Origin of the sequence: Streptomyces sp. NPDC050703 (assembly GCF_040654435.1) — a bacterium.
In the GTDB taxonomy this organism is placed as follows: Bacteria; Actinomycetota; Actinomycetes; order Streptomycetales; family Streptomycetaceae; genus Streptomyces.
Genome location: NZ_JBFAHX010000064.1, coordinates 1 through 26,542 on the forward strand (window position 1 = coordinate 1; position 26,542 = coordinate 26,542).

The window sequence follows — 26,542 nt, forward strand, 5'->3', positions numbered from 1 at the left end:
TTGGAGACATGGGAGAAGCATGCGTCATGCGTGCTGACCTGCGCTTTCGTTTGAACGGATTGGCCCTACTGGGTAGCTTCGCATGGATCACTTTCGTCAAGAACCTGTGGAAGGACGGCAGCGGGCTCGCCTTCGACGACGCGGGCGACCCGACCGGGTACTTCTGGGTGCACCTGACGCTTGCCGTTGTCTCCTTTGTCTTGGGGACGGTGGTAGGGGCCATCGGGTTCCGTGGAGTCCGCGCACTGCGGAGAACGTCATAGCCATGGTCGTCATCGCGGTCCTGGTGGGCCTCCTCGTCCTCGCCGCCTTCGCGGCCCTGCACTGGTTCGCGTGGCGCCGCCTGGTGCGGGACACCACCGCGGGCCCCGGGCCCGCCCGGCGGGCCGGCACGGTGCTGTTCGCCGTCGCCCCGGTGCTGGTGTTCGCCGCCCTCGTCGCCGAACGGGCGGGGGCGCCCTTCCCGCTGCAGCAGATCCTCGCCTGGCCCGGCTTCCTGTGGCTGGCCCTCTCGCTCTACCTGCTGCTCGCGCTGCTCGTGGGAGAGCTGGTACGTCCGCTGCTGCGCCGCTGGGTGGAGGCCCGCGGGCGCGGAACGGGCGGGACGGTTCCCGCGGAGCAGCCCGTCGCCGCGCAGACGCCCGTCCCCGTGGGGGCCGCTTCCCCGGAACCGCCCTCGGAGGAGCGAACCACCGCGTCCACCACCGGACCGGCCCCCTCCCGCCGCCTGTTCGTCTCCCGGATCGTCGGGGGCGCCGTGGCGACGGCCGCCGTCGGCACCGTCGGGTACGGGGCGTACGGCGTGCTCAGCGGGCCCAAGGTGAAGCGGCTCACCGTTCCGCTGGCCAAGCTGCCGCGTGCCGCGCACGGGTTCAGGATCGCCGTGGTCAGCGACGTCCACCTCGGCCCGATCCTCGGCCGCGGCTTCACGCAGCGCGTGGTCGACACGATCAACTCCACGCAGCCCGACCTGATCGCCGTGGTCGGCGACCTGGTGGACGGCAGCGTCGAGGACCTCGCCCCGGCCGCGGCGCCGCTCGCCGGGCTGCGGGCACGGCACGGCGCGTACTTCGTCACCGGCAACCACGAGTACTTCTCCGGGGCCGACCAGTGGGTCGACCACGTACGGGAACTCGGCCTGCGTCCGCTGCGCAACGCCCGCACCGAACTGCCCGGCTTCGACCTCGCGGGCGTCGACGACGTGGCCGGTGAGGACGAGGGCGCGGGCCCCGACTTCGCCGCGGCGCTCGGCGACCGGGACCGCGCGCGGGCCTCGGTGCTGCTCGCACACCAGCCGGTCGTGATCCACGACGCCGTCGAGCACGGCGTGGACCTCCAGCTGTCCGGCCACACCCACGGCGGCCAGCTCTGGCCGGGCAACCTCGTGGCCGACCTGGCCAACCCGACGCTCGCGGGCCTGGAGCGGTACGGCGACACCCAGCTCTACGTCAGCCGCGGCGCGGGCGCGTGGGGCCCGCCGGTGCGGGTCGGGGCGCCCTCGGACATCACGGTGGTCGAACTGGCCTCACGGCATGCCTGAGGTTCACAAGGCGCGGGCCAGCTCCGGCCGTTTGAGGTAGTCCGTGAAGCCGATGACGTTGCCCCACGGGTCGGCGATCTCCACGGTCCACCCGGTGGCCACGGAGAACGGCTCGGCGATCAGGACGATGCCCGCGGCCGTGAGCGCCCGCCCCTTCGCGCGGGCGTCAGGGACCTCCAGCCAGAGCCGGGGCGAGGGCCACACGGGCGTACGCGGCAGGATGCCGTCCTCCACGCGGAGCAGTACGCCCGGCGTCTCCTTGCCCACCTTCAGGATCGCGAGCCCGAGTTCGTCGAGCCGCAGGGCGACGGGGAAGCCGGCCCGCTCGTAGAACCCGACGGCCTCGCCGAGGTCGCCGACGGGGAACAGGACGTTGTCGAAGCCGAGCAGCGGGGCGGACGGCTCCGCGGACGGCTCCGCGGACCGGTCAGCGGACAGACCGACGGACTGGTTGTCTGACATCCCGTCAGGGTAGGGCGGCGGGCGCGGCACGCCCGCAGGCGCGCGAGCGCCGTGCCGCCGGACGGCGCCATCTTCGGCCGTCCGGCGGCACGGGCGCCGTGCGGCGCGGCCGTCACCGGTTGATGGACTGGATCTCCTGCACGCCGATGTCCTGCGTCCCCTCGAAGGTGCCGTCCGGCAGGTCACCGCCCGCGCCCCCGGTGCCCTCCCAGGTGATCTCCCAGGTGATGGACGCCTTCATCCGGTGCGGTTCGCCGCCGGTGGCCCGCAGGTACGTGATGCCGCACGGCGGGTCCTCCTTCGAGGCCCCCCTCGTGTACGGGGCGCCGATGCTGCCGTCCTCATTGACCGCGCACTCGCCGTCGGCGGGAAACGTCTCGGCGTCCGCGGTGCCGGGGTCCAGGTGGAGACTGACGGGCCTGGCGGTGGTCTCGGCGTACAGATTCGTCCCGGGCAGCTCGGCACGGACCTTGACGGGCTCGAACTCGCCCTTGTCCAGCCAGACCCAGGTCGGCAGCTTCACGGTCGACTTGGCCTCGGGCTTCATCTCGACCTCGGTGTCCGGGACCTTGATCTTGTTGTACGCGTAACCGGCCAGGATCTCGGGGGTGGGGGCGTTCTCGATGTCCGGGATGCTGTCGGCGTCCTGCCAGAAGAGGTTCGTCTCGCACTGGCGCGCCTCGAAGGTGTCCGCGACATCGGGGTTCATGACACCGCGCCAGAACTTGCCGTCCTTGCCGACGTTGAAGTCCTTGTACCCCTTGGCACCGTCGGACTGGGCCTTGCCCTTCTCGTAGTGGTCCACCATCAGCTTCTCGCCCCAGCTGAGCGACGGCGTCACGTGGACCAGGTCGCCGCCCTTCTTCAGGCTGTCCACACTGGCCTTCAGCTGCTCGGGAGTGGCCACGGGCTCGTACCAGCACGACGGCGGCTTCCAGTTCGGGTCCACTGCCACGACGGGCTTGCCCGGCGAGCCGCCCTTGTTGCCGCTGACCTGCTTGACCGTGACGCTCGTGCCCACGCCGGCGGTGAGGGTGGTGCCGGAGGCACCGCCCGACGGGCCGGCGGGCGGGTGGTCCTCGTCCTCGCCGAAGGCGTGTGCCGCGCCGGGGCAGGCCGCGAGGGCCAGGAGCGCCGTAACCAGCACCGGAAGTGACCTGTTCAGCGACCGCTTCACCTGTCGCACCCCCCGCGCTCCGTCTCGAGCGACACGGTGCTCCACACGCCCCGCGCGTTCTTCCGCAGGGTGGTGCGGTACTGGAGGACGGGGTTCACGTCGTCAGGGGTGCCCGTCTTCTCCTTGGTCTTGCGGTCCTTGGTGTAGCCCCTGCTCTCGTCCACGCAGTAGAAGAGCACGCCACCGCCGGAGTCGGAGATGCTCACCTGCGGGTTGAACACCCGGGCCTCACCGATCAGCGTGTGGTTGTTGTCCGCGTACCCCTTGATGTACGTACGGGACGACGTCAGCGCCTGCTGCGAGGTGTAGAAGCTCACGGCCCCGGCCCGCGGGTCGCCCGCGATGACGGCCGCGTACTCCGCCTTCAGGCGCTCCCTGCCGTCGTCGAGGATCGCCTGCTTCTTCGGGTCCCCACTGCTCCACCCGACGAAGTCGGCCTTGAACGTGCTCGGCAGCTTCACCTCGGGGCGCTTCGGGCCGGACGGCTTCGAACCGGGGGAGGCCGAGGCGGAAGCCTTGTTGCCGTTGGTGTCCGCGCCCTCGATCTGGTCGGAGGAGTCGCTGTCACCGCCCCCCGAGCCGCAGGCGGTCAAGAGGAGGGCCGCGGACGCGGTCAGAGCGGCCGTCATGAAGCGGAGAGGGCGGTTCACTCGGGACTCCAGGAGTGTGGGGACAAGGGGCCGTCCGTGGGGGGACGCGAGCGGACCTAAGCTATAACCGCGGGCGCCACGCACGCACAGGGGCCCCGCTCCCGGAGGAGCGGGGCCCATGCGACGTACGGGGCGAAACAGGATCAGAAGCGGCGGGTGATCAGCGCGCGCTTCACTTCCTGGATCGCCTTCGTGACCTCGATGCCCCGCGGGCACGCGTCCGTGCAGTTGAACGTCGTACGGCAACGCCACACGCCGTCCTTGTCGTTCAGGATCTCCAGGCGCTGCTCGCCCGCCTCGTCACGCGAGTCGAAGATGAAGCGGTGGGCGTTGACGATCGCGGCCGGACCGAAGTACTGGCCGTCGTTCCAGAAGACCGGGCACGACGACGTGCACGCGGCGCACAGGATGCACTTCGTGGTGTCGTCGAAGCGCTCGCGGTCCTCGGCGGACTGCAGACGCTCGCGCGTCGGCTCGTTGCCCGTCGTGACCAGGAACGGCATGACGTCGCGGTAGGCCTGGAAGAACGGGTCCATGTCGACGACCAGGTCCTTCAGGACCGTCAGACCCTTGATGGGCTCGACCGTGATCGGCTTGGCCGGGTTGATGTCCTTGATCAGGGTCTTGCAGGCCAGACGGTTCTTGCCGTTGATCCGCATGGCGTCGGAACCGCAGATGCCGTGCGCGCAGGAGCGGCGGAACGTGAGCGTGCCGTCCTGCTCCCACTTGATCTTGTGGAGGCCGTCGAGGACGCGCTCCTTGGGGTCGATCTCCATCTGGAAGTCTTCCCAGACCGCGTCCGCCGAGACCTCGGGGTTGAAGCGGCGGATGCGGAAGGTGACCGTGATGTACGGGGAGTCGGCGAAGCCCGCCTCGGGCTGGGCGTCTTCCTTCGCAAGGGTCGGGGTAGCCATCAGTACTTACGCTCCATCGGCTGGTAGCGGGTCTGGACGACCGGCTTGTAGTCGAGACGGATCGTCTCCGTGCCGTCGTCGCCGACCTCGCGGTACGCCATGGTGTGGCGCATGAAGTTGACGTCGTCGCGGTTGGGGAAGTCCTCGCGGTAGTGACCGCCGCGCGACTCCTTGCGGGCGAGCGCGGACTGCGCCATGACCTCGGCCAGGTCGAGCAGGTTGCCCAGCTCGATGGCCTCCAGGAGGTCGGTGTTGAACCGCTTGCCCTTGTCCTGGATCGAGACGTTCTTGTAGCGGGCGCGGAGCTCGGCGATCTTCTCCACGGCCGTCTTGATCGTCTGCTCCGTGCGGAACACCATGACGTTGGCGTCCATGGTCTCCTGCAGCTCCCTGCGGAGCTCGGCGACCCGCTCGTTGCCCTTGGCGTCGCGCAGCTGCTCGACGAGGGAGACGACCAGCTCCTCCGGCTTCTCCGGCAGCTCGACGAAGTCGTGCGACGCGGAGTACTCGGCGGCGGCGATGCCCGCGCGCTTGCCGAAGACGTTGATGTCGAGGAGCGAGTTGGTGCCGAGGCGGTTGGCGCCGTGCACCGACACGCAGGCCACCTCGCCCGCCGCGTACAGGCCGGGGACGACGGTGGTGTTGTCCGCCAGGACCTCACCCTCGACGTTGGTCGGGATGCCGCCCATGGCGTAGTGCGCGGTCGGCTGGATCGGGATCGGGTCCGTGTAGGGCTCGATGCCGAGGTAGGTGCGCGCGAACTCCGTGATGTCCGGGAGCTTGGCGTCGAGCTGCTCCGGCGGGAGGTGCGTGAGGTCGAGGTAGACGTGGTCGCCCTCGGGTCCGCAGCCGCGGCCCTCGCGGATCTCCGTGTAGATGGAGCGCGAGACGACGTCACGGGACGCGAGGTCCTTCATGACCGGCGCGTACTTCTCCATGAAGCGCTCGCCGTCCTTGTTGCGGAGGATGCCGCCCTCACCGCGGGCGCCCTCCGTGAGCAGGATGCCCATGCGCCAGATGCCGGTCGGGTGGAACTGGAAGAACTCCATGTCCTCCAGCGGCAGCCCGCGCCGGTAGCAGGCCGCCTGGCCGTCACCGGTGAGCGTGTGCGCGTTCGAGGTCACCTTGAAGAACTTGCCGGTGCCGCCGGACGCGTAGACCACGGCCTTCGCCTGGAAGATGTGGATCTCGCCGGTCGCCAGCTCGTAGGCGACGACGCCCGCGCTCTTCTTGACGCCGTCGACCTCGACGATGATCTGGTCGAGGACGTAGAACTCGTTGAAGAACTCCACGCCCTCCTTGACGCAGTTCTGGTACAGCGTCTGGAGGATCATGTGGCCGGTGCGGTCGGCCGCGTAGCAGGACCGGCGCACGGCGGCCTCGCCGTGGTTGCGGGTGTGACCGCCGAAGCGGCGCTGGTCGATGGTCCCGTCCGGCGTGCGGTTGAACGGGAGGCCCATCTTCTCCAGGTCGAGGACGGCGTCGATGGCCTCCTTCGCCAGGATCTCGGCGGCGTCCTGGTCGACCAGGTAGTCACCGCCCTTGACCGTGTCGAAGGTGTGCCACTCCCAGTTGTCCTCCTCCACGTTCGCGAGCGCGGCGGCCATGCCGCCCTGCGCGGCGCCCGTGTGGGAGCGGGTGGGGTACAGCTTGGTGAGCACGGCGGTGCGGCTGCGCTTCGTCGCCTCGATGGCGGCGCGCATGCCGGCGCCGCCCGCGCCGACGATGACGGTGTCGTACTTGTGAATCTTCACTGGGGTCGCCTCGGCTTTAGCGGATGTTCGGGTCGAAGGTGAAGATCACCAGCGAGCCCAGAAGGATGGTGAACACCGTGGCGGTGTACAGCAGGCCCTTGAGCCACAGACGCGTGTTCGGGCGCTCGGCGTAGTCGTTGATGACCGTGCGCAGGCCGTTCGCGCCGTGCAGCATCGCGAGCCACAGCATCAGCAGGTCCCAGACCTGCCAGAACGGCGAGGCCCAGCGGCCCGCGACGAACGCGAAGCCGATCTTCGAGACGCCGCCGTCGAGCACCAGCTGGATCAGCAGGTGGCCGATGACGAGGACGACCAGGACGACACCGGAGAGGCGCATGAAGAGCCACGCGGCCATCTCGAAGTTGCCGCGGGTCGAGCGCGGGGTCTTGGACGTGCGCTTGCGGGGCGGCTCGATGACCGGGGCCGGGTTGTCGACGTCGTAGAGCGAGGCGCCCTCGACGGGACCGACTCCGGACGTACCGGACTTGTCGAGCGTGGTGTCAGAAGACATGTCGGCCTCAGCTCCCGAAGACTTCGCGGACGGCGTGGCCCAGGACGGGGTAGAGCGCCCCGACCATCAGGACGATCCAGATGCCGACGACGGTCCAGAGCATCTGCTTCTGGTAGCGGGGACCCTTCGACCAGAAGTCGACGGCGATGACACGCAGGCCGTTGAGGGCGTGGAAGAGGATGGCGGCGACCAGGCCGTACTCGAGGAGTGCGACGATCGGCGTCTTGTAGGTGCTGACGACATCGTCGTACGCCTCCGGGGAGACGCGGACGAGAGCGGTGTCGAGCACATGCACGAACAGGAAGAAGAAGATGAGGACGCCGGTGACTCGATGAGCCACCCAGGACCACATTCCTTCCCGGCCGCGGTACAGCGTTCCAGCCGGCACGGAAGAACCCTCCGGGAGCGGGGATTGGGGCCGGCCGGCTTCTTGTCGGACGAGCCCGGCCGGGTACGGTCCACCGGCCGCTCGTCATCGTATCGACGAGTTGTCGGTGGCCTTGCCCCGGGTCCGCAGGTGTGATCAAACAGGCAATCAAACAGGCACGTACGGGCTATCGGGACGCGATTGCGGGCGAGTTTCGCGTGCGGCGTGTCCAGGGCCCCCGGAGCCCGTGTTTCCCGTGTCGTCGCTGGTCGCGGGGGCCGTCCCGAGCACGAGGCGGGTGAGCCTGCCGCGGGTGAGGCGGCGCAGCTGATCGGCGGCCACGGCGCGCTCCTCGTCCGGATCGTTGCCGAGGCGTGACCGGATGGCGGACAGCAGATGGTCCAGGGCCTCGCCGGGGGCGACGTCGTCGAGGCAGATGACGAACGTGTGTCCGAAGCGGCTCTCGTACGCGGCGTGGGCGGCGCGCAGGGCCGTGTCCGCCGCGCCGTACGTGCCGTGCGGCGCGCCCAGCCCGGGGACGCCCGGGTCGAGGGGCTCGCGGGTCAGGGCCTCGGTGAGGTCGGAGTGCGACAGGTCGTACAGCGCTTCGTCGGAGGCGGCGAGCAGGGCGCCGAGGTCGGGGTAGGGCCGGTGGGCGGCGACACGCCGGGCCCAGCGGCGGCTGCCCCCGCAGGTCAGGAGGGCGGCCTCCGCGGCCTCCGGCTCGGCGGAGTTCAGCTGCACCGGCGTGACGACAGGGGCGACGTGGGCCACGTCACCGGGGAGTCGAGGGGGGCGGTACGGGGACAGCGGACGCTCCTGGGCGGGGACGGGCGGGAACCGGGCACGGCAGGGGGTTGTGCGCGGGGGTGCGGACGGTGCGCGCGGGTGGTGCGGGTGGCGCATACGCGCGAGTGGTAGTCACGCTAGCGAGCCGGGACCGCAGGTGTCGGACCCCTGAGTGAATTTCACCCGAATGGGAGAGTTTCGTCTCGGAAATTGGACGTGAGGCATGGGGCGACCGGGGCCGGTGGGGCGACTGGGCACGGGCCTGGACGGGCTCGGCCGCCGGGCGGCCCCCGGTGGCCGCAGTCGGCCTCCCGGCGAACGGGTGAGCCGCGCGGACGCGTCGTAGCGTGGTGGGCATGGCTGTGACGAGTGGTGCGTACGGTGCCGCGGTTCCGCGGCACGACGGTGAACGGCGAGACGGTGGGCGGCGAGGCCGCGCACGGCGGGCCCGCGTGGAGCGGACCCCCGTGGAGCGGACCCTCGTACGGCGGAGCGCGCCGGGGGCGTGCGCGCCCGGGGCCCACGCCTCCAAGGCTCACGCCCCCGATGCCCGCGCCCCCGGCCAGGGGAGCGCGCGGTGAGGCCCGGCCCCCGGCGCGGCCCCCTCGTGGCCGCGGGCGTGACCGCGGCCGGAGCCGCCGCCGCCCTGACCGTCGGCCTGTGGCCGGCCGGCACCTCCGCCCCGGAGAACCGGCCGTCGGCGGGGAAGACCGCGGCGGCGCCGAGCCCGAAGGAGAGCCCCCGGCCCGCCAAGAGCTACGCGCTCTCCGAGGCCCCGGCCACCATCCCCGCCGTACGGGAGCACGAGGCGGCCCGCGGTCCCGGCTGGCGCCCCGACGGCAAGGGCCGCGTGGTCACCGGAGACGACGGCCTCAAGGACGAGGCCCGCCTGCTCGCCGGTGAGCTGAAGCTCCGGTACGCCGGGGACGAGAAGCCCCGCGAGGGCGACGTGGAACTGGCCCTCGACAAGGACGCGGACAGCGGCCCCGAGTCGTACACCCTGTCGGTCAAGGAGCGGAAGGTACGGATCACCGCCCCCGACGAGGCCGGCGTGTTCTACGGCACCCGCACCCTCAAGCAGGAGGTGAGGGGCGAGCGGACCGCCCCCGAGGGCGTCGTGCGCGACCGGCCCGCCAAGCCGCAGCGGGGCTTCATGATCGACATAGCCCGCAAGCACTTCGACGCCTCGTGGATAGAGGACCGCATACGCGAGCTGGGCGACCTCAAGTACAACCAGCTCGGCCTGCACTTCTCCGACGACCAGGCCTTCCGCATCGCCTCGGACTCGCACCCGGAGATCGTCTCCGCCGACCACCTCACGAAGGACCAGGTCCGCCGCATCCTGAAGCTGGCCGAGAGCCGGCACATCACCGTCGTACCGGAGATCGACTCACCCGGACACCTCGGCGCGGTCATCAGGGCCCACCCCTCCCTCCAGCTCAGGAGCGCCCAGGGCAGTGCCCCCAAGGGCGCCGTCGACATATCGAAGCCGGAGGCCGGACGGATCGTCGACGACCTGCTCAAGGAGTACGGGAAGCTGTTCCCCGGCGCCTACTGGCACCTCGGCGCCGACGAGTACCTCGCCCTGACGGTCAAGAATCCGGAGGGCTCGTTCCCGCAGCTCGCCGCCGCCGCGCGCGAGAAGTACGGGCCGGACGCCCGCGTGCAGGACCTGACCACGGGCTGGCTCAACGACCGGGCGGACGCCGTGCGCCCGCTCGGCAAGAAGCTCAAGGCATGGAACGACGGCTTCTTCCCGGGCGGCGAGACGCAGCCGGCCGACGACCTGGAGGTCGCGTACTGGACCGGCAAGGAGATCGGCGCCCGCGACCCCGTCGAGTACCTGCGCTCCGGCCGCCGGCTCACCAACTACAACGACGAGTACCTCTACTACGTCCTCGGCCAGCCCAACGACTTCCGTTACCCGACCGGGCAGCGGATATACGAGAGCTGGACCCCGCGGGTGATCCGCGGCACGAGCCCGGTGGGCGAGGAGTACGACGACCAGATCCTCGGCGCTTCCTTCGCCGTCTGGTGCGACCTCGCCGGGTCCCAGACCCAGGAACAGGTCGCCCAGGGCATCAGGATGCCGCTCGCGGCGACCGTCCAGAAGCTGTGGGACCCCCGGAGGCCCGCGCTGTCCTGGAATGACTTCGTGAAACTCGCTGATACGGTCCGTTAGCCGCCGACGCCCCTGGGGAGAGGGCTGCGGGCGGCGGTCCCGCAGCTCTTCATCACGAACCCGTGGGGGGTCCCTCAGCGATGCTGTGCACAACGTGCCGGTCGAACACGGCCACGACGTCGGAGGGGCTCTGCGGCGTCTGCGTCCAGGCCGCCGCCGCGGCAGGGCCGACGCCCGGCCCGCCCGGCCGGACCGGCCCGCCCGCGCCCCCGGACGCGAGGCGCCCCGCGTGGCTGCGCTCACCCGTCGGGCTCGGCCGGGCGGTCGCGGTACTGCTCGGTGTCACCGCGGCCATCGACCTGTTCGCCCTGTGGACGGGCATCGTCCTCCGCGGCGTCCTGGACGACGTGATCAGCGGCGACCACGGGACGGACCTCGACCAGCGGGCCGACCGGGCCGACGCGCTGTACTCCGCCGGCGGTGTCGCACAGGTGTCGGCGTTGGTCGTGACCTGCGTGGTCTTCCTCTTCTGGTTCCACCGGGTCCGCGTGAACGCGGAGGTCTTCGAACCGCACATCCACCGGAAATCGCGCGGCTGGGCGGTCGGCGGCTGGTTCGTGCCGATCGTCAACCTCTGGTACCCGCGGCGCGTCGCCGTGGACATCTGGGACGCGAGCGGCGACCGCTCCGCGGCCCTGGACCGCACGCTGCCCCTCGACGCCTCGGCGTCGCGGCCCCCGCACCCCCTCGTCAACGCCTGGTGGACCCTCTGGGTGTCGAACATCCTCGTCTCGCGGTGGGCGACACGGGCGTACCAGGACGCCGAGGACGCCGAGGAGATCAAGTCGACGGTCACGCAGCTGATGTTCTCCGACGCCCTGGACATCGCCGCCGCCGTCGCCGCCATCGTCTTCGTCCTCCGGCTGACCCGCATGCAGGACATGAAGGCCCGCTTCGGCGCCCCGCACCCGCAGCCCCCGGCCGGGCCCTTCGCCGCCCCGTAGTTTCCCGCTACCGGTAGCCAGATCGCGTACGTCTGTGGTGTATTCGGCCGAGAAGGGCACGGAGCACTGCGGGGGGACGCGGATGGGTTACTGGGGCTACTACGTCGTGGGCAGGAGCGAGCGGCCGCTCGGCGAGTGCGCGGCGGTGGCGGGCGTACGGGAGGAACTGGCCCTCCTGGAGCAGCGGTCCGACGGCTGGCAGGTGTGGGAGGTGCCGGGCGGCGACGGCGGGCGCGACGTGGGCAACATGAACGCGCTCGCCCTGGAGACCGGCGCGCCCGCCCTCTTCGGCTACGTGATGGACAGCGACTGCGTCGTCATCGAGGCCGCGGCCCCCGAGAGCGGGGCGTGGACCACGTGCCTGGCGCGCGGCGCCATGGCCGGCTACCTCGGCGACAGCGGCCTGACCGTGGACGACTACTTCCTCGAACCGCGCGACGCCGCCCGGCGTGCGGTGGCCTGGGCCGCCGAGTCCGGCAGGACGGTACGCGCGACCCCGCTCCTCGACGTCCTGAACGCCGAGGCGGAGCCCTCGGCGGAGGAACTCTTCTTCCGCTTCCTCGACCGCCTCGGCATCGTCCCGCAGTGACACCGCGCCCCCCGGCTCCGGGGGACACGGTGCCCGCGCCCGGGGGTTACGGCGTCAGCGCCTGGCCCAGCTGGGCCTTGGCGGGGGTGCCCAGCAGCGTACGGCCGTAGTAGACGCCGCTCGAACCGGGGACGCCCGAGCCGGTGCTGTCCAGCTGGAGGATCGTGCCGTCGCCCGCGTCCTCGCCCTCGGCGCCGACCGCGAGGTCCGCGCGGCCGTCGCCCGTGAGGTCCGCCAGGGTGACCGAGGAGCCGAGGCGGTCGCCGGTCTCCGTGGAGCCGGGGACGCCGGGCTCGTCCTGCGAGAACGCCTTCGCGCCGGTACCGGTGAGACCGGAGGCGGAGCCCTTCAGGAGCAGCGAGGTGCCCGCGTCCTTCCGGTTCTTCTCGGAGCGGGTGATGTCCTCGTTCGGGGCGCCCGCCAGGACGTCGGCGTAACCGTCGCCGTTGTAGTCGCCCGCCGCGACCGACCAGCCCATCGCGTCGCCCGCCTCCGCGGCGCCCGGCACACCGGACGTCGCCTGGTGGACCGTCTTCGCGCCCGACGAGCTGAGGCCCGTCGAGGTGCCGGCCACCACCGTCACCTGCCCGCCCGCGTGCGCGCCGGACTCGGCGGTGTACGGCTGGCCGATGACCACGTCGTCGTAGCCGTTGCCGTTGACGTCGCCCACGGCGACCGAGCGGCCGCCCGGCACGGAGAGCACGCCGACCCGGCTCAGACCGGAGCGGCCGCCCCTGAACCAGGCGAGCTTGCCCTTGCCCGCCTGGTCGCGGTAGGTCAGCGCCACGTCCGCGTAGCCGTCGCGGTTGAAGTCGCCGGACGCGGCGTCCGGGAAGGCGATGGCCGTGTCGCCCGGGGTGAGGCTGCCGCCCGACTCGTGCTCGGAGTCGAGCCGCGCGGCCCACGAGCCGCCCGTGCCCGTCGCCACCGAGAAGACGTCGTCCTTGCCGTCGGCGTTGAAGTCGCCGGACGCGACCGCCGAGCCGAACCCGGCCCCCACGTAGTGGAAGTCCGCCGAGAGCTGCATGTCCGTGCCGGACCTGAACTTCGGCCCGTACAGCATGGTGACCGCGCCGCGGTCCTTGTGCGAGGAGTCGTCCTCGCCGGGGGCGCCGATGACGAGGTCCGCGTGGCCGTCGCCGTTCAGGTCGCCCCAGGCGGTCGCCGCACCCCACTCGTCGCCGGACTCGGAGACGCCGGGGACACCGGTGCTGGTCTGCGTGAGGGATATCTTCGAGCCGCCCACCGGACCGTTGTCGCCGCCGGGGAGGACCGTGACCCGGCCGCGGCTGCCCGACGCCTTCGGGGTGCCGGCGATCAGGTCGGTGACACCGTCCCCGTTGTAGTCGCCGTCCGTGGCCCCGGGGGCTTCGGGGGTGTCGCCCTCGGCCGCGAAGGCGACGGGGCTCAGCACGGTCGCGCACGGCACGGCGCCCGCGCCCCCGAGCACGACGGCACCGATGGTCAGCAGCGCCCTGCGCCGCAGACTCCGCGACCTGTGGACATGCGTGCTACGCGCCTTTTCACGCGGTTTGCGCGGGCTCAAGTGCCCCACCCCTTAGTGAATTGCAGGTAAACCAAGCGAGTTCCTACGACTGATCGACGGGGCAAAGGGTTGTACGGGAGGACGTAATTTGTCACGTGACGTATACCGCACGTCACAGGTGTGACAACGCGCCGGGTCCCCGCGCTGACTCATGTGACAGTGGACAGTGGTGCTGCGGCACGACGGCGGGATTCGGGGAATCGGGCGGGGGATCAGGTGGCACAGCGTGGGAACGGCCGGCCGGCCGCGGTACGCGGACGGTGGCCGCGGGCGGTCGCGCTCGCCCTCGCCGTCGGCGCGGCGGCGACCACGCTCACGGCGTGCGGCTCGGGCGGCGAGAAGACGTACGCGAGCGGCACGATCGACGGGACCACGCCCGGCACCACGGCGCGTGCGGCGTCCGCGGACGAGGTGCGCGGCAAGAAACTCGCCGTCGAGGGCATGGAGTTGCTCCGCACGGCCGACACCGTGCGGATGGGCGTCGAGATGACGACCGCGAAGGGCCGCCAGAAGGTCACGCTCCACATGGACCGCGACAGCAACTGCACGGGCACCTTCGACGCGGGCCCCATGCAGCGCGGCGAGCTGATCATCGTCGCCGGCGGAGCGACCTACGTACGGTTCTCCGACGCCTCGCTGGACGCGATCCGGGAGATGGCGGAGTCGCGGGGACCCGACGCGGCGGCCACCATCCGGGAGCGGACGGCGCTCGCGCGCGGCAAGTACCTGAAGATCCCGGCGGGCACGGGCAACGGCCCGGCCGCCGTACCGGGCATGAAGTGCGACCTCGACGAACTGACCGGCAAGCTGGGCGGCGGCCCCGACGAGGACGACGTCATCACGGCCCTGCCCGAGACCCGGCGCTACGGCCGCGGTGTCACGCCGCTCGTGGAGAGCGAGGACGGCGGGGACGGCGAGGGGACGACGGTCTACGTGGCCTCGTCCGGCCGGCCCTACATACTCGGCGTCGAGGGGATCGAGGACGGCGGCCAGAGGATGACGATGCGGATGTCCGCGTACGACGAGCCGGTCGTCGCGCGGGCCCCGGCACCGGCGCTGACCATCGACATCTCCCGCATCCGGGGCGGCGGCGGGCTCTTCGAAGTCTGAGCCCCGGTCCGGCACATGGCGCCCCCGGCGTGCGCCCCCCTGTGACATTTCCACCCCTACTGACGCTGGTGAGCGTGAAGGCGCGGGCGCGGCCGGGCGTGCCGCGTGGGCCGGATGGGAGAGCGTTGGGCCAGGGTGGGGAGCCCCGTCGCGTGCGGGTGCACGACGAGGAGCTCGGCAGGGCCGTCGAGGCGGCCCAGGCCGGTGACGAGGCGGCCTTCGCGGTCGCGTACCGCATCGTCCAGCCGGGACTCCTCGGCTACGTGCGGGGTCTGGTCGGCACGCACGGCGAGGCCGCGGAGGACGTCACGGCCGAAGCGTGGCTGGAGATCGCCAGGGACCTCGGGCGGTTCCGCGGCGACGGGGCGGGCTTCCGCGGCTGGACCGCGACGATCGCGCGCCACCGCGCCTACGATCACCTGCGCCGTCAGAAGACACGGCCGCGCCCCTCCGGCCTCGAACAGGACGTGCTCGAACTCCCGGGCCCGCACAGCACGTCGGCGGCGGCCCTGGAGGCGGTCTCGACGGAACAGGTCCTCGCCCTGGTGGCGACCCTGCCGCGGGAGCAGGCGGAGGCGGTACTGCTGAGGGTGGTGGTCGGCCTCGACGGGCCCGCGGCCGCCCGCGTCCTCGGCAAGCGCCCCGGAGCGGTCCGCACGGCGGCCCACCGGGGACTGAGGAAGCTGGGTGAACGCCTGCGTCCGGCCGGCGTGACGGACGAGGGCCCCGGGGCGCTGGGGGGATCACGATGACCGCGGACGACCCGATGAACCCCGGCGACGCCCGGGAACCCGCTCCGGGCACCCCCGGCGGGGCCGAGGGACATGGCACCGCCGCAGGACACGGCCCGGCCGAGTGGCGGGGCCCCGCGGGCGAGCCGGAGGGCGAGGCGGGGCTGCGGGCCGCCGTCGAGGCGTTCCGCGTGGCGCGGGACGCGGGGGCGCACCGGGCGCGCACGCGCCGCCGCGACGACTGGCGCCCCCGCGAGCGAGGCCGCGCCGGACTCCCGCTGCGGGCCACCGGGGGCGTGATACTGGCCGGTGGCCTCCTGGGCGGCGTGGCCCTGGCGATGGGCGGCGCTCCGGGCCTCCCCGACGACACCCCCCGCCCGGCCCCTTCGTCCCCCCACCTGACCCCCGACCACACGCCCACGCCACCCCGGCCGCTGTCCTCGACACCGCCCCGGAGCCGGGAGGTGGGGGAGGAGGGGAAGGACGACAAGGGCGAGAAGGGCGAGAAGGGCGAGAAGGGCGAGAAGGACAGGGAGCGGGACGAGACCAAGGGCGAGCGCCGGGCAGAGGACGAGGCGAAGCCCAAGGACTCGAAGCCCAAGAACCCGAAGCCCAAGAACCCGAAGGCCGATGAGAACGCGCGGGCCAAGGGCCCCAAGAGTGCCAAGGACCCGAAGGCCAAGACGCCGAACCCCCGGGCCACGAAGGCGCACGACCGCGGACCCGCGCGGGCCGAGCGGGAGCGCCCGGAGACACAGAAGCAGGCGAAGCCGCGGCAGGGGCACCAGCAGAAGAAGCCCTGAGGTTGAGAGGGGCCGCGGAGAGGGCGGGTGGGTGGGGACGTGACCCCGGCGAAGCCGGAGGCGAGGCGCGGACGAGACGCAGCCGACGCGGGCGAGACGCGGGCGGGAACCACCGCGCCGAGGCGGAGGAACCCCGGAGCCACGGGCACCGTAGAACCGCGCCCCCGCGAGGACCGGCCGGGGCCGCCACCCCCCACAGGAGAGGCCCCGGCCGGCACACGGTACGGACCGCGTGCGGTCCGTACTCCCTTCAGCGCCGGGCGTGCGTTTTCTGTCACACCGCACTCTGTCACCCGGTAGTTGCACGTTGTACAAACATGGACGCGGCCCCTGACGAACCCGTAGCGTGCTGCTTCGCGCCGGGGCCGGGCGCACTTCTCCGAGTGGGCAGGATTGAGAGTGCTGGGGGACGACGCGGAGCTGACCGCCGCGGTGTTTGCGGCGCAGGACGGGGACGAGACCGCGTTCCGTACTGTGTACCGCGCTGTGCACCCGCGGCTGTTGGGGTACGTACGCACGCTGGTGGGAGAGCCGGACGCCGAGGACGTGGCCTCCGAGGCGTGGCTGCAGATAGCGCGGGACCTGGCGAGGTTCAGCGGGGACGCGGACCGCTTCCGGGGCTGGGCCGCGCGCATCGCCCGTAACCGCGCCCTGGACCACATACGCATGCGGGGCCGCCGCCCGGTGATAGGCGGGGACGAGACCGAACTCGCCGGCAAGCCCGCCGAAGCGGACACCGCGGACGAGGCGATGGAGTCCCTGGCCACCGGCGAGACCATGGCGCTGATAGCGAAGCTGCCGCAGGACCAGGCGGAGGCCGTGGTGCTCAGGGTCGTCATGGGACTCGACGCCAAGAGCGCGGCCCTGACCCTCGGCAAGCGCCCCGGAGCCGTCCGTACGGCGGCCCACCGCGGCCTGAAGCGGCTCGCCGAACTGCTCGGCGCGGACCCCGCCGACCCCGCGGACGCGCTCGGCGCCGTACCCCCGCAGAGAGAACCGCGCGGGCGCGCGGCGACATCTGTCTGTGTGACGCAAACGCGTACGCGGACGCAGAAGGACATGTGATGGCCGACGAGCAGGAGCAGTGGCTGGACCGCGACGCGGCGGAGCGTTTGCTGCGCGGAGAGCCCCTCGACGGCGTCGACCCCCACGCCCGCGCGCAGGCCGACCGGCTCGCCCAGGCGCTCGGCGCGCTGGCGCCGGAGGACCCCGGAACCGTTCCCGCGGAGGCGGAGCTTCCGGGTGAGGCCGCGGCGCTGGCCGCGTTCCGCGCCGCTCGCGCGGCCTCCCCGGACTCCGCGGAGGCCGGGGCCCGCGCCCCCTACGCGACGTCCGCCCATGAGACCGCCGCCGCCAGGACCGTACGGCTCGGCCGCGCCGCCGGCCGGCCGAGACCCAGCCGGTGGGGCCGGCCGGTGCGCCTCGGCCTCGCCGCGGCGCTCGCGGGCTGCATGATCGGCGGTGTCGCCGTGGCGGCGGGCACGGGCGTACTGCCCTCCCCGTTCGGTGAGCGCCACGAGCGGGGGCCCGCCGCTTCCGCGTCCCCGGCGGCGACCCCGGAGCAGCCGAAGCCCTCTCCGTCGGACGGTGCGGAAGAACCCCCCGAGGAGCAGGCGCAGGACGACGGTGCCGTGCCGGACGACGACGAGACCACGCGTGAGCCGGAGACCTCACGGGCCCCGGAGGCGGAGGCCGGCGGCGCGCCCACCGGGCAGCCGACGCGGCGGCCCGGCGCCGTCCCGAAGCCGCCGCGCACCGACGGCGCCAAGGACTGGTACCGCAAGGTCGTCATCGCCTGCCGCGACTACCGCAGCGGCGAACTCCAGGGCGACAAGCGCCGCCGCCTTGAGGAGTTCGCCAAGGGGAGGGCGCGCGTGGAGGAGTTCTGCGGCCGGGTCCTCGGCGGCGGCCAGCAGGGCGGCGGCCAGCACAGCGGCGGTCAGCAGGGTGGCGGCCGGCCGGGCGGTGACAACGGCGGCGGCAGCAGCGGCGAGGACGGCGACGGCGACGAGGCGCCGGGCGGTGACGGCGACGAGGCGCCGGGCGGGGACGGCGGCGCGGAGGGTGGCTCAGGCGGCGACGCGGGCGGAGGCCCCGGCAGCATCCCCTCACCGACCGCGCCGGCGGCACCCGCGGCGGGCGACGGAGCCCCGCCCCGCCTGCCGTGACACCGCGGAACCCCGCCGCAGCCGTCCCCGGCCCGGCCGCCGCACCGTGCCCGGCCCCGCCGTCCGGCGGACCCGCACCCTCTCCCCGCACCCCCACGGACCAGGTGTGACGTTTTCTGAGCCGGTGACGCAGTAAGAAGTGAGCCGACTGGTCATCGGCCCGCGCACGAGCCGGGGGTTCCCCCCGTACCTTCGGCTCCGTGCCACCGGCGTGGGCGGGATACGTTCCCCCGATCCCGCCCACGCCGCTTTTCGAAGCCGTGTCCACGCCGCCCGCTCGGGCCCCGCGGCCGGTCGCGGGCGGCTCACTTGTAGATGACGACCCGGTCCCCGTTCCGCACCTGGGCGTAGAGCTTCGCGATCTTCCCCTCGTCCCTGACGTTGACGCAGCCGTGCGAGCCGCCCGCGTACCCCCTGGCCGCGAAGTCCGCCGAGTAGTGCACCGCCTGGCCGCCGCTGAAGAACATCGCGTACGGCATGGGGGTGTCGTAGAGCGTCGAGACGTGGTGGCGGGACTTCCAGTAGACCTCGAAGGTGCCTTCGCGCGTCGGCGTGTACTGGGAGCCGAGGCGTATGTCCATCGTGGACCTGGCCTTGCCGTCGACCATCCACGTCAGCGTGCGGCTGCTCTTGGCGATGCACAGGACGCGGCCCGTCATGCAGCGCGGGTCGGGCTTCGCGGCCGGCATGCCACCGCCGGAGTACAGCTCCTGCCGCGTCGGCTCGCGCGTCATCCCACGCAGCCGCTGCCAGGTGACGGTGTCCGTCCGGCCGGTGACGGGCAGCCCGCGCTTGGCCTGGAAGCCCCTGACCGCCTCGGCCGTGGCCGGGCCGTAGTTCGCCGTCGGGTGGACGTGGAACCAGCCGATCTGCCGCAGCCTGGCCTGGAGTTCCCTTACCTGCCCGCCCCGGGCGCCCTGTGCCATCAGGGTCCTGGGGGCGGGCGCCGACGCACGGGGCGCCGAAGGCGCCGAAGTCGCCGGAGACTTGGGTGAGTCGGACGAGTCGGACGAGTCGGGGGACCCAGGGGCCACGGCCTCGGCCGACTTCGGCGCATCGGGCGCGGCCGTGGCCGGCGCCTCGGGCTTCGCGTCCCCGGAGGCCGCGGCCCCCGGCCGCGCGCCGCCCTCCGTGTCGACGGCCACCGCCTTGCACCCCCCGACCAGCGCCAGCACCGCCACGGCGGCCGCGGCCCTGCCGCCCACATTCCTGCCGACCGTTCCCTCACCCATCACGCCCCCCTGGATCACCGGGCAACACCACTGGAAAGGTTCCCCGCTCTGCCGCGGGTGACGCTTCCGACGCGGGTGACGCTTCCCGCGGCGGGCGCGAGCCGGAGGCCGGAAAGGAGGGGACAGCCGCGCCCCGCGTCGGACGGCCGTGCGAAACTCACGCCATGCTGGGTGTCACCGATCTTCCGACCTATCTCGCGGGCCTCGTCCTCATCATTCTGCTGCCGGGTCCCAACTCGCTGTACGTGCTCTCCGTCGCCGCCCGGCGGGGCGTGCGCACCGGCTACACCGCCGCCGCCGGCGTCTGGTGCGGCGACACCGTCCTCATGACGCTCTCCGCGGCCGGGGTGGCCTCGCTGCTCCAGGCCAACGCCGTGCTCTTCGGGATCGTGAAGTACGTGGGCGCCGGGTATCTGACCTGGCTCGCGTTCGGGATGCTGCGGGCCGCCGTCGCGATGTGGCGGACGCGGCACGAGCGCGCGGCGGGCGCGGGCGCCGGGGCGTCCGAGGGAGAGCAGAACACCGAGCGGCCGTTCCGCAGGGCCTTGGTGATCAGCCTGCTCAACCCGAAGGCGATCCTCTTCTTCATCGCCTTCTTCGTGCAGTTCGTCGACCCCGGCTACGCCTACCCCGCCCTCTCCTTCGTCGTCCTCGGCGCCTTCGCGCAGATCGCCAGCTTCCTGTACCTCACCGCCCTGATCTTCAGCGGCACCCGCCTCGCCGCGGCCTTCCGCAGCCGCAGGCGGCTGTCGGCGGGGGCCACGTCGGCGGCGGGCGCGCTGTTCCTCGGGTTCGCGGTGAAGCTGTCGCTCAGCAGCGTCTGAGCGGCTCCGGCGCGCGGGGGCTCAGTGGTGCCAGGCCGCGCCGCCCACGTTGTGGATCATGCGCTGCAGGACCTTGAGCGTCCGTACGTACTCCTCGTCCGTGATGCCCTCGTGGATCTCCGCGCGCACCTTCTCCTGGCGCCCGGCCGTGCGGTCCCGCAGCGCGCTCCCCTCCTCGGTGAGCGCGATGCGGCCCGCCGCGTCCTCCGTGATCAGCCCGCGGTCGTGCAGGGCGCCGATGTCGTGCAGCAGGGCACCGTCACCGGTGTCGAGATAGCCCCGCAGGACCGCCACCACCTCGTCGCGTGAACGGCCTTCCGGCGCGTCGGCGAGCTGGTTCAGGACCCACCACTGCGGCTGGGTCAGGCCCATTTCGGCCAGCATGGTGCGGATGTGGTGCACCACGGCGGAGCCGGCGGCCGAACTCCAGTAGCCGATCGGCTGGTTGATGAGGTCGGCGTCGGTGTGGGAGTACGTGAAGGTCGTCATGGAGACGAACGTAGGACCTCAAGCCGACTTCAGGTCAAGGGCCGGAAGCCGGGCGCCGAGCCACGTCTCCGCGTACTCCCGCAGCCCCGCCGTGTCCTCGCCCGCCCAGCCCACGTACCCGTCCGGCCGGATCAGGAAGAAGCCCTCGCCGTACGGCTCGTACGCGGGCAGCCGGTGCACGCGCACCAGGTCGCCGGCCGGCCGCGGCGGCTCCCCGTCCACGCCCACCGCGAGGAGCGTGAAGTGCGGGCCCCGGAAGGCGTCGAACAGCGTCCCCGCGCCGTACGGGCCGTCCGGCGCGCGGTCGCCCGCCCGCAGCGCCTCCTCCGGGAGCCCCGTGCGGGCGTCCACCGCGAGCGACGACTCGCGGTAGCCGATGCCGAGCTGACGGGTGGCGGCGCCCCGCCGGGCCTCGCCGCGGTGGACGCGGGTGGAGAGGCCGAGCATGTGGGCGGCGTTGGGCAGCCGCTCCTCCTCGTAGGTGTCGAGCAGGGCCTCGGGAGCACCGTGCCGCAGGACCGCGCCGAGCTTCCAGCCCAGGTTGTACGCGTCCTGGACGCTCGTGTTCAGGCCCTGCCCGCCCGCGGGCGAGTGGACGTGCGCCGCGTCCCCGGCGAGGAAGACACGGCCCTCGCGGAAGCGGTCGGCGAGGGCCGCGCGCGGCCGGAAGGCGGAGACCCAGCGCACCTCGGCCACGTCCTCGGGGGCGAGGTGGGTGCGGGCGGCGACGACGGCCCGTACACCGTCGAGCGAGGTGTCCGCCTCCGCCCGCTCGGGGAGCTGGGCGGCGAGCTGGAAGACGTCCGTGCCCGGCAGCGGGCAGAGCGCCGCGAAGGGGCCGCCCTCCTCGGCGGGCGGGAACATGTGCCAGTGGTCGCGGTCGAGCGCCGGGATGCGTACGTCGGCCACCAGGGCCGGCCTGGGGTCGACCGTCTCGCCCGTCATGGTGATGCCGAGCGCCTGCCGCAGGGCGGAACGGCCGCCGTCCGCCGCCACCGCGTACGCCGCGCGGACCGTGGAGCCCGTCGACAGCGCGGCGGTGACCCCGTCCGTGTCCTGGGTCAGTTCCGTCACGGCCGTGCCGTAGGTGACGTCGCCGCCGAGCTCCCGCAGCCGGTCGAGCAGCAGCTGCTGGGTGAGCCACTGGGGGACGACCCGGCCGGTGTGGGGGGCCGTGGGCGTCACCGCGGGGACGTCGGCCAGGTGGTGCTCGCCCTGCCGTTCGCCGTCCCGCCAGATCATCCCGACCGGGACGCCCCCGCCCACCGCGAGGAACGCGTCGATCACACCGAGGTCGTCGAACACCTCCATGGTGCGCGGCTGGAGGCCCTTGCCGCGGGAGCCGGGGAGGGCGGGGGACGGCGGGCCGGACCGTTCCACGACCAGGGCGCGTACGCCGCGGCGCGCGAGGTCGCAGGCGAGGGCGAGGCCGGTCGGCCCGGCGCCCACGACGAGGACGTCGGCGGTCTCGGCCGCCGCTGCCTTAACGCTGTTAAGTGCTGTCATGGGACCGAGGGTGCGCTTAACGGTGTTAAATTGTCAAGGTGGCCACGACACGACTCGACCGGACCAAAGTCGCCCGCACCGCGCTCGACCTGCTGAACGAGACCGGGCTCGAAGGGCTGACCCTGCGCGCCATCGCCAAGGAGCTGGACGTCAAGGCGCCCGCCCTGTACTGGCACTTCAAGGACAAGCAGGCGCTGCTCGACGAGATGGCGACGGAGATGATGCGCCGCATGAGCGCCGACTTCCTCGCCGACCCCGGCCCCGACTGGCGCGTGGCCATCAGGACCTCGATGCGCGGCCTGCGCGAGCACCTGCTGCGCTACCGCGACGGCGCCAGGGTCTACAGCGGCACCCGCTTCACGGACCTGTCCTACGCCGCCCCCCTGGAGGCCCACCTGCGCACGCTCACCGGCGCGGGGTTCACGCAGCCGGCCGCGGCCCGCGCGTGGGTCACGGCGTACAGCTTCACCATCGGGTACGTCATCGAGGAGCAGGCCACGGGCCCCGACGGGGACGGCGGCGAGGGCGGCGAGGACGAGGGCGACGGCGGCGGCGAGGGCGGCGGGGGTCTGGCGGCGCGCGCCGAACGGCTCGCCGCGTACCCGCTCGCCGCGGCAGCGGGCGAGGAGCTGTTCCACGCCCGCGACCGCGGCTTCGCGGCGGGCCTTGAGGCCGTCATCGCCGGCATCGGGGCGACGCTCGCCGCCCCGGACACCCCCTAGGGACGCCCCCGCGCGACCAGCAGCCCCTTGCGGATCGCCGGGGTCAGCCACCCCTCCACGTACCGGTTCAGGAGCCACGCGAGGACCAGCATCGCGGCCACCGTCAGGCCGAGCGTCGCGTACGACGGCAGTCCGAGGCCCTGGTGCAGCGCCTCCACCGCCACCCAGCCGAGGTGCTCGTGCACCAGGTAGAACGGGTACGTGAGGGCGCCCGCGACGGTCAGCCAGCGCCAGTCGACGCGGTCGAGGTGGCCGAGGGCGATCAGGAGCACGGCGGCGAAGCCCGCCGTCACGACGGCGATGATCACCGCGGACGAGCGGTAGGAGAAGAAGTCCGGGTTCGGCGCGTGCCAGAGCCCGGCGACCGCGTAGTGCTGGCCGATCAGCCAGCTCACGCCCACGATGCCCCACGCGGTGAGGTCGCGGCGGTCGCGGTGGAGGAGGTAGACGCCGATGCCGCCGATGAAGAAGGGCGCGTACTCCGGCATGAGCACGAGGTCCAGCAGCGGCTGGTCCGCGGCGTCCGTGAGCGCCGCCGCCAGGGTCCACACCGCGCAGAACAGCACGACCCGCGCCCGGCTCGCGCCCGGCAGGACCACGCAGAGCGCGAAGAGCGCGTAGAAGCGCAGCTCGGCCCAGAGCGTCCAGCAGACGCCGAGCACGCGGTCCGCGCCGAGCGGCTGCTGCAGCATGCTGAGGTTGACCAGCGCGTCGCTGGGCGACACCGCGTCGTAGGCGACGACGGGCAGTGCGAAGACCGCCGTGACGAGCAGGATCGCCGCCCAGTAGGACGGCAGCAGACGGGACGCGCGGGAGGCGAAGAACGATCGCAGGGGCCTGCCCCAGCCGCTCATGCAGATGACGAAGCCACTGATCACGAAGAAGACCTGCACGCCGAGGCAGCCGTAGGCGAACCACTCGGACGCGGTGGGGAACTGGAGCTTGGGCGAGGTGCCCCACGCCTGTGCTATCTCGCCGTCACGGCCGCCGTAGTGGTAGGCCGCCACCATGAGGGCGGCGACCAGACGCAACCCGTCGAGCGCGCGGAGCCGGGGCTTCGCGCGCGCGGGCACCGCGGCGGCCGGGGGTATGCCGGAGGAGGCGCCCGCCCCCGGGCGCGACTCCGGGAGCGTGGACGCGGGGGCGGTCATCCGAGCGCGGTCCGCTTGAGCGACCGCTGCACCGAACGCGCCCGGCGGGCCACCCGCCGCACCGCCGCGTTGCGCGGGATGAACGCGAGCTGCGAGGGCACCGCCCCCGGCAGGGCGAGCGCGGTCAGGCGCCGCCGCTTGAAGTAGCGCCAGGTGCGGGCGGTGAGGTTCCGCGCGAGGTAGCGCTCGGCGTCCGCGCGCAGCCCCGGGTAGATCTGCGGCTGCATCGCGAAGCCGACGGCCTTCAGCAGGCTCGCCAGCTCGCCCGTGCCCATGTCGGCGCGGGCCTCACCGACCGCCGCGCCGTCGGACAGCTCCGGCAGCAGCGCGTCGACGATCGTGACCGGGACGCGGTTGCTGTTCTGGTAGGGCGCGAGGCGCTCCAGGAGCAGGTCCGTGCCGGTGCGGGCGGCGGGCAGGCCGTAGAGCGCGGACGCCGTGAGCAGGGCCGTGGAGAAGCAGCCGATGACGAGTGCGGGCCGCATCCGCTGGTAGAGCACCTCGGCGAGTACGGGGGTGTCGAGCACCGTCAGCTCGACGCCGATCGCCCGCGCCTCCTTCTCCAGGGTGCGCGACCAGCGGGCCGGGGCCGTCGGGTGCGGCTTGAACACGACCCGCGTGTGGCCGAGTCCGGCGGCGCCCCGCACCATGCGGACGTGCAGCTCCTCCTCTTCCTCGGGGGTGAGGATGGAGAGGGCGGAGAGGTACTGGCCGAGCACGAGCGCCGGCGCTTCGAGCGCGGGCAGCTCCACCGCGTCCGCGTCGTCCTCGCCCAGCTCGGCGAGGACCTCCAGGAACGCGTCCGTGGGCACGATCTCCGGCTCGACGCCGAACTCGGTGAGCAGCAGCGGCGTGAGGCCGGGCACCAGGTCGAGGTGGAGCAGGCGCCGCACCCGGGTGCCGACCAGCGGGTCGATCTTGTTGCGGGTGGGGCCGTAGCTCATCAGGCCGTCGGCGTAGACGTCCACGGGCGCGCCGGTGAAGATCTGCGCCAGGGCCAGCGCCGGGTTGACCTGGATCGACTCCACGGCCAGCTCGACGTCGTCGTCGCCGAGGTCCCAGAGCATGCGGACGTAGCGCTCCCACAGCGTCACGTCGTCGCCGCGCGGCGACCAGCCGCCGGGGTGGAACGGGAAGATCGCCTCGTTCCACGACCGCACCTCGTCGAAGCGGCCGCGCAGCCGCTCGAAGCCGGGCATCGCGTCGAGCGGCGTCGTCGTCTCGGGCGTCGCCGCGTTGTTGCTGACGAGCAGGATGCGCCGGCCGGCGGGACCGAAGCGGTCGGCGTCCAGGGCCGCGGCGAGCGTCGCCGCACCGTACAGCGTGGACGCAAGGAAGATCTGCGTCGGCATTACGCGGCCACCTCCGCGGGCACCGGGCGCCTGCGCAGCCTGCGCAGCCGGGTCGCCCGCTGGACGTCCATGGAGTCGAGCGCCTGGTCGAGAACGTCCTGCGGCATCCGCTTCAGCGCGGCCGCACTCATCGACTTCAATTTGCGGGCCACGGATGGCTCGAACCTTTCGATGGAACCCAAATGATGGGAGATGATCGCGCAGTATGTGCGCACGGCTTTCGGCAGCAGTTCCGCGGCATCCCTGTCCGCGGCGGTTTCCCGCACCACCTGGTCGAATGCCTTGATGAAATCGAGTTGACGCACATCGCCGATCTGGGTGAGCGACGATGCGACACCGCGCCGGTAGAACACGCCGAGCAGGCTCACCGCGGCGAACGATTCGGCCTCCCGGTGCAGCCGCCAGATCCACGGCCGGTCCTCCGCCGTGCGCAGCCCGTCGGTGAAATGCAGCAGGCCCTTGTCGGCGAGCCGCCGGTGGTAGATGCCGGCCCAGGCGTACGCGTAGTCGACGGACGTCGAGCGGTCCGCGGGCAGGATCACCTCCCGCGGGCTCAGCACGGCCCCGCGCCTGCCGTGCGGCACCCGGTGGACGCTGCGGGCCCGCGCGGTGCACTGCACATGGTCGGTCCGGACGAAGTCGCACCCGAGACCCTCGATGGCGGCCAGAAGACGCTCGTAATAGCCGGGCGCGAGCCAGTCGTCACCGTCCAGGAAGGTGAGGTACTCGCCCCGCGCCGCGTCGAGCCCGGTGTTGCGGGCCGTCGCGAGCCCGCCGTTCCGCTCATGTCTGAGCAGCACGGCACCGGGGAGTTCGCGCTCGGCGCGCTCCAGGATGTCCGGGGTCTCGTCGCGCGAACAGTCGTCGACGAGAATGAATTCGAAGTCGTCCCGCGCGTTCGCACGCAGACTCTTCAAGGTGTCGGGCGCGTATTGCTGCACGTTGTAGAACGGCACGATGACGGAGAGCTTAACCACGCGGGTGACGTTAGGTGTCGGCCCGGCATTCGTGTCGACCCGTGGTGGGCCA

The 26,542-nt window shown here is 72.7% G+C and carries 26 protein-coding genes and 1 pseudogene; 12 read left to right on the forward strand and 15 right to left on the reverse strand.

Features of this window, described 5'->3' with window-relative positions; all coding sequences use genetic code 11:
* Positions 1 to 83: 83 nt before the first annotated feature.
* Positions 84 to 263 (forward strand): annotated as a pseudogene (locus tag AB0I16_RS33530) (hypothetical protein); the annotation flags it as partial.
* Positions 264 to 265: 2 nt separating this feature from the next.
* On the forward strand, positions 266 to 1,540 hold the full coding sequence (locus AB0I16_RS33535) for a metallophosphoesterase (RefSeq protein ID WP_363253457.1): 1,275 nt from the start codon (positions 266 to 268) through the stop codon (positions 1,538 to 1,540).
* 3 nt (positions 1,541 to 1,543) lie between these two features.
* Here AB0I16_RS33535 and AB0I16_RS33540 read toward each other — a convergent pair whose 3' ends face one another.
* From AB0I16_RS33540 to AB0I16_RS33575, 8 genes are all read right to left on the reverse strand, one after another.
* Positions 1,544 to 2,002, reverse strand: a complete 459-nt coding sequence (locus AB0I16_RS33540) for a VOC family protein (RefSeq protein ID WP_363253458.1) — start codon at positions 2,000 to 2,002, stop codon at positions 1,544 to 1,546.
* Between the two features lie 112 nt (positions 2,003 to 2,114).
* Positions 2,115 to 3,149 (reverse strand): hypothetical protein, encoded by a 1,035-nt coding sequence (locus AB0I16_RS33545; RefSeq protein WP_363253459.1) that lies wholly within the window; start codon positions 3,147 to 3,149, stop codon positions 2,115 to 2,117.
* Positions 3,150 to 3,175: 26 nt separating this feature from the next.
* Positions 3,176 to 3,829, reverse strand: a complete 654-nt coding sequence (locus AB0I16_RS33550; protein WP_363253460.1) for a hypothetical protein — start codon at positions 3,827 to 3,829, stop codon at positions 3,176 to 3,178.
* Between the two features lie 143 nt (positions 3,830 to 3,972).
* Positions 3,973 to 4,743 (reverse strand): succinate dehydrogenase iron-sulfur subunit, encoded by a 771-nt coding sequence (locus tag AB0I16_RS33555; protein WP_363253461.1) that lies wholly within the window; start codon positions 4,741 to 4,743, stop codon positions 3,973 to 3,975.
* Positions 4,743 to 6,497: a succinate dehydrogenase flavoprotein subunit gene (gene sdhA / locus AB0I16_RS33560; protein WP_363253462.1), complete on the reverse strand. Its 1,755-nt coding sequence runs from the start codon at positions 6,495 to 6,497 to the stop codon at positions 4,743 to 4,745. The genes AB0I16_RS33555 and sdhA overlap by 1 nt, the downstream gene beginning before the upstream one ends.
* A gap of 16 nt (positions 6,498 to 6,513) precedes the next feature.
* Positions 6,514 to 7,008 carry a succinate dehydrogenase hydrophobic membrane anchor subunit gene (locus AB0I16_RS33565; RefSeq protein WP_363253463.1) on the reverse strand — a complete coding sequence of 165 codons (495 nt, stop codon included), beginning with the start codon at positions 7,006 to 7,008 and terminating at the stop codon, positions 6,514 to 6,516.
* 7 nt (positions 7,009 to 7,015) lie between these two features.
* The gene (gene sdhC, locus AB0I16_RS33570) at positions 7,016 to 7,396 is read right to left on the reverse strand and encodes a succinate dehydrogenase, cytochrome b556 subunit (protein ID WP_363253464.1); all 381 of its coding nucleotides are present in this window, start codon (positions 7,394 to 7,396) and stop codon (positions 7,016 to 7,018) included.
* Positions 7,397 to 7,543: 147 nt separating this feature from the next.
* On the reverse strand, positions 7,544 to 8,119 hold the full coding sequence (locus AB0I16_RS33575; RefSeq protein ID WP_363253465.1) for a 2-oxo-4-hydroxy-4-carboxy-5-ureidoimidazoline decarboxylase: 576 nt from the start codon (positions 8,117 to 8,119) through the stop codon (positions 7,544 to 7,546).
* Positions 8,120 to 8,741: 622 nt separating this feature from the next.
* Between AB0I16_RS33575 and AB0I16_RS33580 the strand changes: the two genes are divergently transcribed.
* The 3 genes from AB0I16_RS33580 to AB0I16_RS33590 all read left to right on the forward strand — a co-directional run bounded on the left by AB0I16_RS33580 (position 8,742) and on the right by AB0I16_RS33590 (position 11,879).
* Positions 8,742 to 10,346 (forward strand): family 20 glycosylhydrolase, encoded by a 1,605-nt coding sequence (locus AB0I16_RS33580; protein ID WP_363253467.1) that lies wholly within the window; start codon positions 8,742 to 8,744, stop codon positions 10,344 to 10,346.
* An 80-nt stretch (positions 10,347 to 10,426) separates the two neighbouring features.
* Complete coding sequence (locus tag AB0I16_RS33585; RefSeq protein ID WP_363253469.1) at positions 10,427 to 11,290, forward strand: DUF4328 domain-containing protein; 864 nt, start codon at positions 10,427 to 10,429, stop codon at positions 11,288 to 11,290.
* 82 nt (positions 11,291 to 11,372) lie between these two features.
* Positions 11,373 to 11,879: a hypothetical protein gene (locus AB0I16_RS33590; protein WP_363253491.1), complete on the forward strand. Its 507-nt coding sequence runs from the start codon at positions 11,373 to 11,375 to the stop codon at positions 11,877 to 11,879.
* 46 nt (positions 11,880 to 11,925) lie between these two features.
* On the opposite strand, the gene AB0I16_RS33595 is transcribed toward AB0I16_RS33590, so the two are convergent.
* Positions 11,926 to 13,425 carry an FG-GAP-like repeat-containing protein gene (locus tag AB0I16_RS33595; RefSeq protein WP_363253470.1) on the reverse strand — a complete coding sequence of 500 codons (1,500 nt, stop codon included), beginning with the start codon at positions 13,423 to 13,425 and terminating at the stop codon, positions 11,926 to 11,928.
* A gap of 216 nt (positions 13,426 to 13,641) precedes the next feature.
* Between AB0I16_RS33595 and AB0I16_RS33600 the strand changes: the two genes are divergently transcribed.
* The 5 genes from AB0I16_RS33600 (at position 13,642) to AB0I16_RS33620 (ending at position 18,237) form a co-directional block, all read left to right on the forward strand.
* Positions 13,642 to 14,535 (forward strand): hypothetical protein, encoded by an 894-nt coding sequence (locus tag AB0I16_RS33600; protein WP_363253471.1) that lies wholly within the window; start codon positions 13,642 to 13,644, stop codon positions 14,533 to 14,535.
* 125 nt (positions 14,536 to 14,660) lie between these two features.
* Positions 14,661 to 15,287: an RNA polymerase sigma factor gene (locus AB0I16_RS33605; RefSeq protein WP_363253472.1), complete on the forward strand. Its 627-nt coding sequence runs from the start codon at positions 14,661 to 14,663 to the stop codon at positions 15,285 to 15,287.
* A complete protein-coding gene (locus AB0I16_RS33610) occupies positions 15,284 to 16,069 on the forward strand; it encodes a hypothetical protein (protein ID WP_363253473.1) in 786 nt (261 codons plus the stop codon). The genes AB0I16_RS33605 and AB0I16_RS33610 overlap by 4 nt, the downstream gene beginning before the upstream one ends.
* 399 nt (positions 16,070 to 16,468) lie before the next feature.
* On the forward strand, positions 16,469 to 17,134 hold the full coding sequence (locus tag AB0I16_RS33615) for an RNA polymerase sigma factor (RefSeq protein ID WP_363253474.1): 666 nt from the start codon (positions 16,469 to 16,471) through the stop codon (positions 17,132 to 17,134).
* Positions 17,134 to 18,237: a hypothetical protein gene (locus tag AB0I16_RS33620; RefSeq protein WP_363253475.1), complete on the forward strand. Its 1,104-nt coding sequence runs from the start codon at positions 17,134 to 17,136 to the stop codon at positions 18,235 to 18,237. The genes AB0I16_RS33615 and AB0I16_RS33620 overlap by 1 nt, the downstream gene beginning before the upstream one ends.
* A 305-nt stretch (positions 18,238 to 18,542) precedes the next feature.
* Here the strand turns inward: AB0I16_RS33620 and AB0I16_RS33625 are convergent, their stop codons facing one another.
* The gene (locus tag AB0I16_RS33625; RefSeq protein ID WP_363253476.1) at positions 18,543 to 19,469 is read right to left on the reverse strand and encodes a L,D-transpeptidase family protein; all 927 of its coding nucleotides are present in this window, start codon (positions 19,467 to 19,469) and stop codon (positions 18,543 to 18,545) included.
* A gap of 164 nt (positions 19,470 to 19,633) precedes the next feature.
* Between AB0I16_RS33625 and leuE the strand changes: the two genes are divergently transcribed.
* A complete protein-coding gene (gene leuE / locus AB0I16_RS33630; protein WP_363253477.1) occupies positions 19,634 to 20,293 on the forward strand; it encodes a leucine efflux protein LeuE in 660 nt (219 codons plus the stop codon).
* A 21-nt stretch (positions 20,294 to 20,314) separates the two neighbouring features.
* Here the strand turns inward: leuE and AB0I16_RS33635 are convergent, their stop codons facing one another.
* A complete protein-coding gene (locus tag AB0I16_RS33635) occupies positions 20,315 to 20,782 on the reverse strand; it encodes a MarR family winged helix-turn-helix transcriptional regulator (protein ID WP_363253478.1) in 468 nt (155 codons plus the stop codon).
* 18 nt (positions 20,783 to 20,800) lie between these two features.
* Positions 20,801 to 22,288, reverse strand: a complete 1,488-nt coding sequence (locus AB0I16_RS33640; protein WP_363253479.1) for an FAD-dependent monooxygenase — start codon at positions 22,286 to 22,288, stop codon at positions 20,801 to 20,803.
* Between the two features lie 38 nt (positions 22,289 to 22,326).
* On the opposite strand from AB0I16_RS33640, the gene AB0I16_RS33645 reads away from it, so the two are divergent.
* Entirely contained in the window at positions 22,327 to 23,010 is a 684-nt protein-coding gene (locus tag AB0I16_RS33645) for a TetR/AcrR family transcriptional regulator C-terminal domain-containing protein (protein ID WP_363253480.1), read from the forward strand.
* On the opposite strand, the gene AB0I16_RS33650 is transcribed toward AB0I16_RS33645, so the two are convergent.
* The 3 genes from AB0I16_RS33650 to AB0I16_RS33660 are packed head-to-tail and all read right to left on the reverse strand — an operon-like array spanning position 23,007 to position 26,490.
* Positions 23,007 to 24,161, reverse strand: coding sequence for an acyltransferase (locus tag AB0I16_RS33650; protein WP_363253481.1), 1,155 nt, complete (start codon positions 24,159 to 24,161; stop codon positions 23,007 to 23,009). The genes AB0I16_RS33645 and AB0I16_RS33650 overlap by 4 nt on opposite strands.
* Entirely contained in the window at positions 24,158 to 25,513 is a 1,356-nt protein-coding gene (locus tag AB0I16_RS33655) for a polysialyltransferase family glycosyltransferase (protein WP_363253482.1), read from the reverse strand. Before AB0I16_RS33655 ends, AB0I16_RS33650 begins: the two co-directional genes overlap by 4 nt.
* A complete protein-coding gene (locus AB0I16_RS33660; RefSeq protein WP_363253483.1) occupies positions 25,513 to 26,490 on the reverse strand; it encodes a glycosyltransferase family 2 protein in 978 nt (325 codons plus the stop codon). The genes AB0I16_RS33655 and AB0I16_RS33660 overlap by 1 nt, the downstream gene beginning before the upstream one ends.
* Positions 26,491 to 26,542 lie beyond the last annotated feature (52 nt).